Here is a 10,480-nt window from a genome sequence, read left to right as displayed (position 1 = left end):
GGTAAAAGTCAACTTTAATCAGTAATTAAAAGTAGAGTCAACCAATAACAGTTATAAGTTTAACCAGAGTCAACTTTAATCAGGGAATGGCTTGTTAGAAGTCAACCAATTTTAGGAAAGGACACATACAGGACCAAATCAGATAAAGAGACATGCCGTGATGAGTTGTCTTTTCAACTCGTCACACTATAACTGACTACATAACAGCAGGTTATGGCCGCTTGTGACGAGTGACGTTTCTTTTACAAAAAAATTTTTTGTTTCCCCCTACCCTGCCGCCATTAAGTGGCATACATCATGCCGTTACTTGTCAAGGTATGCCTAACCACAATCCAAAAGGGCACCTTTCACCATGCAAAACACGGCATATGAGAACACAAAAGACGGTGTTTTACAATGTAAATCATGGCGTTCTGCATAATATAATTTTCCCGACAATGAGTTAACGTTTAGGCGTTTTCCCTGAATAAGACCATCATAATGTTAAAATATTTAAACCAAGCAACTATTATTTTCACTTTTATTTGGTTTATATTATAAACTGCTTTATATTTGCAATATATCCGGATAAAACTCGTGAAGCCACAGCTGCAGAGTGACTGAAACGAGTGCGAGAACTGTAAATGAAGTTTATAACAGTTAAAACCTATTCCTATGAAAAAGGCGATATTAAGCACCGCTATGCTGGCCATAGCACTTATGGCCACAGCAACCGCCTCGGCACAAAGAGACATGCAGCTCACCGTAAGCAACATACCGAACGACAAGGGGCAGATACTTGTAGCCACGAAGAGCGGACAATGGGCTAAGGTGAAGGCCGAGAAAGGCAAGATTGAAACCACCATAAAGGACGTGCCTGACGGAAAGGGCACCATATATGTCTTTCATGACGAGAACGGCAACGGACAACTCGACGAGAAGGACAATATACCAATGGAATACTGCGCCTTCGGAGACTATGAACTGAGCGAAAGCAACAGCAAGGTAGACATCGAGCTTATATATGTCCCCGACAAGATGAAGGGACATGACTGACAGGCTGACTGACAGGCTGACAACCTCCTAACACCGGCCTATAAAAGCGGGCCGGTGCCGGAGATTATACAATATTAAGAACAACAAAATTAAATTTGAAATGGACAATAATGAAAAACTCTCGGCTGAACGCAGCCTCAAGATAATAAGCGAGACCATTGAGCAAAGCCGCACCGACATAATGCGCAACGCCGGAATGCCGATGATATTCTGGGGCATACTCACATGCATAACATCAGTGGCTGTATGCTATTTATGGCAGACGACGGACAATCCGTCATGGAATGCACTTTGGTTCCTGATGGCTATCATTGGATGGAGCGTTACAGCAGCAAAGAGCCGCAAGGACAAGAAAAGGCCTACAAACTTCTTCAGCAGAGTGCTCAAAATATCATGGATATCTTTCGGTCTGTTTGCACTCATAGCAGCCGTCATAGGCACGCTTTCGTTTGACAGCACGGTATATATGGTCAAGCTGCCTATAACGACAGTGCTGATACTTCTGCTGGGACTCACGGGGCTGATTACGGGCCTTGTGCTCCGCCACACCTTCATAACCGCATTCTCCGTGGCATCAGTGGTGCCAGCCAACTTTGCACTTATGTATCCCGGACCGTATGAATCGCTTGCAATATGCCTTACATCACTTTTCATTCTGGTTATACCCGGAATAATCATTAACCGACAATATAAAAAATGACGATATGGAAACGGAAGAAAACAAGAAGCTTTCAGCAGAACACAGTATCGAGATTATACGCGAAACTATTGAGCAAAGCCGAAAAGTAATTACACGCAACTGCGCAATAACTCTTCTGACATGGGGCATTCTTATATGCGTAACGGCAACCGTTATAGGATTGTTGTGGAGCTACACAAACTCTTATTACTGCAATCTCGGATGGATTGTGATGGTCTTCATCGGGCTGATAATCAACCACAAAATGATTAAAGAAGAAGACACAGCCGGTGTACCAAAATCATTCATAAATGACATCACAAAAAATATATGGAGAACATTTGCAGTGGTAATATTCACTTCAACAGTGGCGAGTCAGGTTACCAATTTTGGAAATGACCCTATAGCCCAAGAACTGCCGATATCTGCCACAATAAACATCTGCATGACTTTTGCAGCCATAATGACCGGCATCGTGCTGAAAAGCGAGATGATATCGCTGTTCGCCTGCTGCGGTTCATATAGCAGTATAAAAGCAGCCCTTGATTGTAATGGACCTGAAGAGATGGCGGCCGTTATCTTTGGCGGAATGCTGATGATGGTTATACCAGGGGCTATCGCATTATACAGGAACAGAAAGCCCAAAGGCAGACAGAACGAAGCAAAATTGAACGAGAAAGAACAATAACTGAAAAGCAAGAATGTTTAAACCACTTGACCCGCTGCTGCACAGCGAACTGCGACTGGCCGTTATGTCGATACTGATGAGCGTAGACGAAGCCGACTTCGTTTATCTGAAAGAACAGACTAGGGCCACGGCAGGCAACCTGAGCGTGCAGCTTGACAAACTAAGCAACGCAGGATATATTGAGATCCAAAAGGGATTTCAAGGCAAGAAGCCGCGCACAACGTGCCGCATAACCGATAAGGGACTGAAGGCCTTTGAGGAATATGTAGAGGCGCTGAGAAGCTATATCTCACCGCAATAGGTGCCTGGCACATACTGCAAAACGAAATAAAACCATAGAACCATAAATACGCCCGAACACAATATATTCAGACAAACAACAAAAAAATGGGGAGCCAGCCAAAGCCGGTTCCCCATAAACTTTATTATTGGCAATATTATTTCTCTAATGTTGCAACAACTTCAATCTCAACAAGGGCGCCTTTAGGCAGAGTCTTAACGGCAACAGCAGAACGTGCCGGGAACGGCTCCTTGAAGAATGTAGCGTAAACCTCGTTCATGGCAGCAAAGTTGTCCATGTCTGAAAGGAATACTGTTGTCTTAACAACATGTGTAAGGTCTATACCAGCCTCAGCCAATACGTTGGTAACGTTTGTGAGCGACTGCTTTGTCTGCTCCTTGATACCGCCTTCTGCAAATTCACCTGTTGCAGGGTCGATTGGCACCTGACCTGATGCGAATACGAATCCACCGGCTACGATAGCCTGGCTGTAAGGCCCTAAAGCCTTAGGAGCTTTGTCTGAATGTAGTGCTTTCATTTCTCTTTAATTTTAAAAATTTTATTGTTATTATTATCTTATTACTTTAATTGTTCTGCATGACACACCATACGCATAAGCAACTGCCGCGCCATGACTGTACACACGCCGCCGGAAGGCTGACTATTTAAGTTTGAAGCCCTTTGACTTCAGGCTCTCCTTAATCTCCTCCACATGCTCGTGGTTACGTGTCTCAATCTTTACGCTCAGCTCACATGCATTGATCTTCTTGCTGTATGCGCTGCGCTCATGATATACGCTAAGCACATTGCCGCCCATGCCTGCGATAACGCCGTTGACCTCATAGAGCTGTCCGGGTTTGTCGTCAAGCTCCATTGATATTGTGCATATACGGCCGCCCTTCTCCAGACCGCGGTTGATAACACGGTTAAGAATAGTAACGTCGATGTTTCCGCCGCTGACAAGACAGATGGTCTTCTTGCCCTTGATAGGCACCTTGTTGAACATAGCAGCCGCAACGCTTACAGCTCCTGCTCCCTCGGCAACGATCTTCTCCTCTTCAAGCAGACGCAGGATTGCTGCGCATATCTCGTCTTCAGACACGGTGCAGATATCGTCAACATACTTTGAGCAGATGTCGTAAGTAAGGTCGCCAGGAGTCTTAACGGCAATACCGTCGGCAACAGTAGACACCTGAGGCAATGTTATAGCCTGTTTCTGCTTGATGCTCTCATACATGCTGGGAGCACCGGCAGCCTGAACGCCATAAATCTCTATTTTAGGATTGAGCGACTTCATGGCGTATGCCACACCACTGATCAGACCGCCACCGCCGATAGGCACGACAACTGCCTGAACATCAGGAAGCTGCTCGAGCAGTTCTAGACCTATTGTGCCTTGTCCTGCTATCACGTGTTCGTCGTTGAACGGATGAACGAAGGTGTAACCCATCTCGTCGCGCAACTGCATTGCACGCTGATATGCATCATCGTAAACACCGGGCACGAGACAAATCTCGGCACCGAGACGGCGCGTAGCCTCAACCTTGCTGATAGGCGCGCCTTCAGGAAGACAGATGAGCGACTTGATGCCGTGTGACGTAGCACCGAGAGCCACGCCCTGGGCATGGTTGCCGGCTGAGCAGGCCACAACGCCGCGCTTCTTTTCTTCCTCTGTAAGCTGAGATATTTTGTAATAAGCTCCGCGGATCTTGAACGAACCTGTTATCTGAAGGTTCTCCGGTTTCAGATATATATCACTTTCCGGATTAAGCTTAGGAGCTCTGACAAGGTCAGTACGTCTTAATATTTCACCAAGCACATACCGCGCTCTGTAAAGATCATCTAAATTGAGCATAATATTAAATTTTCCAGATTTTGGTAACACAAAATTACAACATTTTTTCGTAGCCGACGAATATCGTCCTATTTATTTTCACCTATTTAACATAATGTCCCGTACCAATGGAAAAACAAAAAGGAACGTCATCTGTTTTCAAAAAGGACAAAACTTGCATAAATGCAACATGCATGATTTCATTGTTTGTGCAAATCATAATAAATGCTTACCTTTGCGCAAGTTAAAGCCTGTACAGATTTTTTACGGCGGCACAGCCGGCAAACAGTTTGACTGCGGTGTTTTAATAAAAAAACTGCATGACTGACGCCTAAAGCCTAGTCTGCAATGACCGCATCGCACATGAATGTAACCGGCGTGCAGAAGATGAGCATTAACCGAAGAAAAACTCAAAAAACCATATAAGACATGAAATATATTCTGGCAATAGACTCGTTTAAGGGCTGCCTTACGTCATATGAAGCCGAAAAGGCAGTCAGCGAAGCTATAACCGACTACGACAGCAGTTATCAGACAGAACTCATTCCTGTTTCTGACGGAGGCGAAGGCATGCTGAAGGCATTTGCCGGCGCACTAAAAGCAGATATCGTTACAACATCCGTACACGGCCCAATGATGCGGCTCACGGAGGCTGAGTATGGAATAACGGCCGACGGCACGGCAATAATAGAGACGGCTCAGGCATGCGGACTGACGCTGGTAGACGAGGAGGAGCGCAACCCCATGCGCGCCACGTCGTATGGCGTAGGCGAACTGATAGCGTCGGCTTTCAAGCGCGGATGCAGAAAGTTTATTGTAGGTCTGGGCGGGAGCGCCACAAGCGATGCGGGCATAGGCATGATGATGGCCATAACCGACAAGCTGGCACCAAGGGGCGGTCACTTTGACGACATTGCCGCAGAACTGCGCGACGGATGCCGCTTCACTCTTGCTTCTGACGTAACCAATCCGCTCTACGGCCCCGACGGGGCTGCTGCAGTGTTCGGACCGCAGAAAGGGGCAACGCCCGACATGATTAAGATGCTCGACAGCCGCGCAATGAGATTTGCCGAAATATCGGCTCGCCACTTCGGCTACGACTTGTCCGACAGGCCCGGAGCAGGAGCAGCAGGCGGACTGGGCTATGCCTTCATGCAATATCTCGGAGCAGAGATGAAGGCGGGCGCCGAACTTATGCTCAGCCTGGCCGACTTTGACAGCCGCCTGACCGAAGGCTGCTGTGTTATTACGGGCGAGGGACATGCCGACCGCCAGACGCTAATGGGCAAAATGCCTTATCACGTGATGAAGGCGGCAAAGGCTAAAGGACTGCCGACATGGCTCATCGCCGGAAAAGTGGACGACCGGCAGGCGCTGCTTGACGCCGGATTTACGCGTGTAGCGGCCGTAACGCCTGACGATGCAGACATAACCGAAGCGATGAAGAAAGACAACGCACGCAACAACATACGCAACGCCATACGCCTGCTGCTCGAAGAAGCCTCAACCGAGAAACATGTATAAGTATACAGCCGAAACAATATGACGTGAACAACCATCATCTATAAAGGGCTTGATCAGGCTCTTACGGATATGCCCTAAGCATTTTGACATACAGAAAACAAAACGGACAACAGTAACGCATTATACTGTTGTCCGTTTTGTTTATATCTATATTTTTACGTCAACATCATTATAACTCTGTGATTTACATAGCCTTACAACGTAATCACAAGCAATATTCCAATAACATTTTCTGTAGGGACGTACCCCAGGTGCGTCCAAATAAAAGCAATATCATCAACATAAAAACATTCTAAGCCGAAAGACGGATGCACCTCAGGTACGTCCCTATGTTTTTGCTCTCCATCTGTGAATAAATTCCACTATCCGTTCAACCCTTACTACATTCCGACATGCTTGCTTACAAAGTTTCTCACCTTCCGTTCATATTCATACGGATAGTCGTGATACGACTTTGCGTGGGCGCAGCCCGGCGTGAGCCATATGTCGTTATAGCGCAGCGTCTTGTCGGCCTTGTTTTCGTAAGCCGGATTCATGTTGTAGAGCGGAAGCACCATTGCCGACGGCACATAATCGTCAGACGTGCCATGGATATAGAACATAGGCGTGTGCTGCTTGCCCAACTGACTGAGCGGAGACGCCTCGCCGAATGTCCAGCCGTAGCGCAGCTTGCAGAGCAGACTTGCCACATGAAGCACAGGAAAATCGGGCAGATGGAACTGGTCGCCGAGCTGACGGCTGAACTCGTCCCACACACTCGTGAAGCCGCAGTCTTCAACAAAACAGCAGATTCCGTCAGGAAGATTCTCGCCCGACACGTTCATCACCGTGGCGGCTCCCATCGACACGCCGTGGAGCACCATGCGTGGCTGATACTTGGTGCTGCGGAACATTCCGCGCGCAACATATATCCAGCGTATTATGTCCTTGCGGTCTTTCCACCCCATCTGTATGTCGTTGCCGTCGCTGAGTCCGTGGGCATGCAGGTCGGGCAGCAGTATGTTATACCCCATGCGTTCGTATATGCTTGCTATGGGCAGCATGCGTATAGAGCAGTCTTTATATCCGTGAACCAGTATGGCCGTGCGCCCCATTGAGCGCGGATTGCGCACGAAGATGGCATGATGGCGCTCGCCGTCGAGCGTTGTTATAAAGGTGTCGCGCAGCGCTCCGGCATGCTTCAGACTGTCGAGCCAGGGAGTTGTCCATGGATACTCTTGCCTCATCTGCTTATAAAACGCCGTGGTGTCCCTGCGTCCTTCATCGGGCTTCAGGGCATAGTCGAGCATAAACCAGCCGGCGCCGAACGTCAGCAAAACCAATGCGGCCACAACCGCAACAGAAATATAGGCAATCTTCTTTTTCTTCATCTGCTCTTTCCTCCTTATTTAAGCTCTGCCTGTGCCTTGCCCCACTCCGTGCAAGCCTCAGCGCCGGGCAGTTGCAATGTTAAACTCACTCACATTAGACACCACGTTGCCGTTGCCCTGAACGGCATATATGCGGAAACAGGCCGTGCCGTCCTTCAGTTTCTTGCCGCCCTTCACCATTGCCGTATATCTTACGCCCTTGCCCGGCACGATGCGCTCCACGTGTATGCTGTTCGACACGTATATGCGCTTGTTGCCTGTAGTTTCAACCACCATTGGCTGAACGTCATAGACCGTTGAGCCCGACACGTTGTAAATCTCAAATATCACTTTGCTCAGCTCGTCGCCGCTCAGTTTATGGTCCTGATTGTCGTCAACAAAGCGTGCGTTGCGCACCTCCAGCGGCAGCCTGTCGGCCACCTTTGCCGGCGTACCTATCTCGTCATACCGCGCCGACGGCACGACATGTTCCGGATGAGAGGCGGTGTAGTTGCCCGTATAGTCAGAGCCGTTGAAGTCGTAGAGCACATCGTCGCCGCTGTTTGTAGGGTCGAATCCGCTGTCTTCATATCCGCCGCCGTTATTCATACCGTCGTAACTCCGGCTGTCATAACTGTCATCGTAATGCCTGTCGTAGCCGTCGTTTCCGGCTGTGGCAGCCCGACGGTGCTCGGCATACTTCTGCTCAAACCTTGCGTCTTCATATCGTTGATATTCCTGCTGCTGTTTGTCGGCCTGTGCGCCCAAGGCTCCGCCAACGGCAGCGCCTCCTGCCATGCCCACAAGCGTGCCGATGTCGCTGCCGCGCGGTCCGCCTGCAATGCCTCCAATGGCCGATCCGAGCAGCGCGCCGAGCGTTGAACCGGCATAAGCTCCGGTGCCGGCACCTGTGGTGCAGCCCGCCACTATCATTGATGCGCACAAAAGCAATACACATGTTTTTTTCATAAATAACTCTCCTTCCGTTTAAGGTTCTGAACACGGCAGAACTCTGACAATGCCAATTTATAAGTCAGTTCCTGCGTTTTGCGCAGATATATAAGTTTTAAACATTACAAATTTACGGATTATTTTTAATAACGCAACGCTATAACTTCCTAAAAAACATAGGGAAATCCCTAAAATAATTGAAAACGGCGAATTGAGAATGGAAAAACAAAGTTCGGCGCAAGCCAATTATGATTCACCTTGTTAGTAAAGCGCTGCAGTATTAAGGATTCGGTAAAATGAGATTTATAATTCGTATTTGATGCATTATAAAAAAGTAATTGGATTGCCCAACAACGTTTAAGCAACCCAATTATGAATTATAAATTGTGAATTATGAATTAAAGTTTGTGTTCCGGCACGATGGCAAAATAAACCAGGTCGTCTGTGCCGTCGTTGAACATGGCGTGAGAGTGTCCCATCGGGCAATAATGCACGTCGCCGGCCTTCACGTTCTCCGTGGTGTCGTCATAGCGGAAATGGCCTACGCCGCTGATTATGTAAACTATCTCACTGTTGTTCTCGTGAGTGTGATATCCGCTTGAAGCTCCCGGCTTCAGTCGGCTCATCATTATTTTATTGGCAGAGTCAACAAAGTTGCGTGTGTCGAGCTGTCCTTCACCGCCCTTAAAGTTCATAACCGACTCTTCATTAATCTTCTCAAAATCAATAATCATACTTTTATTATTTTTATGTTCGTTATTTTTCTGTCTTATGCCAACAACAACGCCATTAGCCGCACGTCATTTATATAAAATGCTCCGTTAAGCCATAAAGCTCATCAGCCGCCTCTTTGGCCATATTTCCATAACAAGGCCAAGGCTCAGGGCACTTTTACGAAAGACAAAAATACACAAATTAGCCGTAACACACAAAACTTATTTTCATAAATAACATAATTATACACATTTAGCCGAGTTATCCACAGTCAATAAAGTTATCCACAATTATACGAGTTATCCACAATCTACAGGTTATCAACAATAAGCAAAAGCGCAGAATAATGAGCCGTGAGAGATTGCCAGAAAGCCGCATCCTTGAAAATAGGCTAAAAATCGTAACTTTTTCACACTCTTTTCCTTACAAGTACAACAGAATGACTATGATTAAAAGTATTTCATTAACCAATACAACCGCATTTACTTTCAAACTGTTAGTGGCCGGTTTACAACCCGTAACTCGGCCACTTTTCACCCGTAAGTCATAGAGTAATTTCAGGTAAGCAAATTATTAAACTTACGTTAATTTTATTCTTTTTATACATAAACCAAATGTAGTTAAACTTTAATTTTATATATTTGCATCATAATATATAATATTGACAAATTAATATTACATACATTTGTCCGATATTTCTTGCTATAGGAAGAGAATGATAATAATTGGGGTTACATGAATTGTAAGTATTAAATTTATATGGTATGCAAATCGACTATTCCATTATATATATTATATTTGTCTCATTTTGTGTAGAAAGTTGTAGTACGATAAACAAAAGCGATTCCTCGTGGTCAACAAATTATAACGACTCCGTTATTATATGTCATTGGGATACAATCTTAGCTAAAAAACTAAGAAAAACGAAGAAAGCTTATGTATACTGTCTACATGCTTTGTCTGTTGTTGATTCATCACAGACATCAATTATGGGCTATTCTATAAATGATAAGCAGAAAATAAGTCATTGCAAATTGGAAGTTTCACGTTTTATGTTAAGCAATGATAAATTTTACAATGATGATAAAATAACATGGAAAACATTATTTTCGCCTTACTTGGCTATATCCATAGAAGATAGCTCTGATCATATGTACTCGTTGATAAATTATAACACCCCAGAATGGGCATTGGTAAAGAACGGAGTCATAATTAGGCGCATATATACAAGAACAGACATGCTTGTCCAATATTCATTGGATATATTTCCTGATGACAAATATCTTATTTCAGTTTTTGATTTATAGTCAAAAGTAAGTGAAATGCGAAAAATCATTCAAAAAATAGTATCTTTGCACTATGGAAATTCAGTTGTCGACATCAGAAATGGAAGTTTTGCGTAAACTTCAACGGAATTTAGCCGGAA

General features: G+C 45.8%; 11 protein-coding genes. 6 read left to right on the top strand and 5 right to left on the bottom strand.

Features of this window, described 5'->3' with window-relative positions; genetic code table 11:
- The first annotated feature begins 654 nt into the window (after window positions 1-654).
- The 4 genes from EJL04_RS16155 to EJL04_RS16140 all read left to right on the top strand — a co-directional run bounded on the left by EJL04_RS16155 (window position 655) and on the right by EJL04_RS16140 (window position 2,703).
- Window positions 655-1,035, top strand: a complete 381-nt coding sequence (locus EJL04_RS16155) for a DUF2141 domain-containing protein (RefSeq protein ID WP_125105673.1) — start codon at window positions 655-657, stop codon at window positions 1,033-1,035.
- A 100-nt stretch (window positions 1,036-1,135) separates the two neighbouring features.
- Window positions 1,136-1,735: a hypothetical protein gene (locus EJL04_RS16150; RefSeq protein ID WP_125105672.1), complete on the top strand. Its 600-nt coding sequence runs from the start codon at window positions 1,136-1,138 to the stop codon at window positions 1,733-1,735.
- Window positions 1,736-1,739: 4 nt separating this feature from the next.
- Complete coding sequence (locus EJL04_RS16145) at window positions 1,740-2,402, top strand: hypothetical protein (RefSeq protein ID WP_125105671.1); 663 nt, start codon at window positions 1,740-1,742, stop codon at window positions 2,400-2,402.
- 13 nt (window positions 2,403-2,415) lie between these two features.
- Window positions 2,416-2,703 carry a winged helix-turn-helix domain-containing protein gene (locus EJL04_RS16140; RefSeq protein WP_053398826.1) on the top strand — a complete coding sequence of 96 codons (288 nt, stop codon included), beginning with the start codon at window positions 2,416-2,418 and terminating at the stop codon, window positions 2,701-2,703.
- A gap of 136 nt (window positions 2,704-2,839) precedes the next feature.
- On the opposite strand, the gene EJL04_RS16135 is transcribed toward EJL04_RS16140, so the two are convergent.
- A complete protein-coding gene (locus tag EJL04_RS16135) occupies window positions 2,840-3,220 on the bottom strand; it encodes a RidA family protein (protein ID WP_021855215.1) in 381 nt (126 codons plus the stop codon).
- 123 nt (window positions 3,221-3,343) lie between these two features.
- Window positions 3,344-4,537, bottom strand: coding sequence for a threonine ammonia-lyase (gene ilvA / locus EJL04_RS16130; protein ID WP_125105670.1), 1,194 nt, complete (start codon window positions 4,535-4,537; stop codon window positions 3,344-3,346).
- A gap of 408 nt (window positions 4,538-4,945) precedes the next feature.
- On the opposite strand from ilvA, the gene EJL04_RS16125 reads away from it, so the two are divergent.
- Window positions 4,946-6,040 (top strand): glycerate kinase family protein, encoded by a 1,095-nt coding sequence (locus EJL04_RS16125; protein ID WP_125105669.1) that lies wholly within the window; start codon window positions 4,946-4,948, stop codon window positions 6,038-6,040.
- A gap of 380 nt (window positions 6,041-6,420) precedes the next feature.
- Here EJL04_RS16125 and EJL04_RS16120 read toward each other — a convergent pair whose 3' ends face one another.
- The 3 genes from EJL04_RS16120 to EJL04_RS16110 form a co-directional block, all read right to left on the bottom strand.
- Window positions 6,421-7,410: an alpha/beta hydrolase gene (locus EJL04_RS16120; RefSeq protein WP_053398828.1), complete on the bottom strand. Its 990-nt coding sequence runs from the start codon at window positions 7,408-7,410 to the stop codon at window positions 6,421-6,423.
- A 57-nt stretch (window positions 7,411-7,467) separates the two neighbouring features.
- Entirely contained in the window at window positions 7,468-8,358 is an 891-nt protein-coding gene (locus EJL04_RS16115; RefSeq protein ID WP_125105668.1) for a hypothetical protein, read from the bottom strand.
- Window positions 8,359-8,738: 380 nt separating this feature from the next.
- Window positions 8,739-9,074 (bottom strand): cupin domain-containing protein, encoded by a 336-nt coding sequence (locus EJL04_RS16110; RefSeq protein ID WP_021855209.1) that lies wholly within the window; start codon window positions 9,072-9,074, stop codon window positions 8,739-8,741.
- Window positions 9,075-10,043: 969 nt separating this feature from the next.
- On the opposite strand from EJL04_RS16110, the gene EJL04_RS16520 reads away from it, so the two are divergent.
- Window positions 10,044-10,361 carry a hypothetical protein gene (locus EJL04_RS16520; RefSeq protein ID WP_206429398.1) on the top strand — a complete coding sequence of 106 codons (318 nt, stop codon included), beginning with the start codon at window positions 10,044-10,046 and terminating at the stop codon, window positions 10,359-10,361.
- Window positions 10,362-10,480: the final 119 nt, after the last annotated feature.

The sequence above is a fragment of the Prevotella marseillensis genome, assembly GCF_900625065.1.
Lineage (GTDB): Bacteria > Bacteroidota > Bacteroidia > Bacteroidales > Bacteroidaceae > Prevotella > Prevotella rara.
Note: the sequence above shows the minus strand (reverse complement) of the source record. Positions and strands in the feature narration are given on the sequence as shown.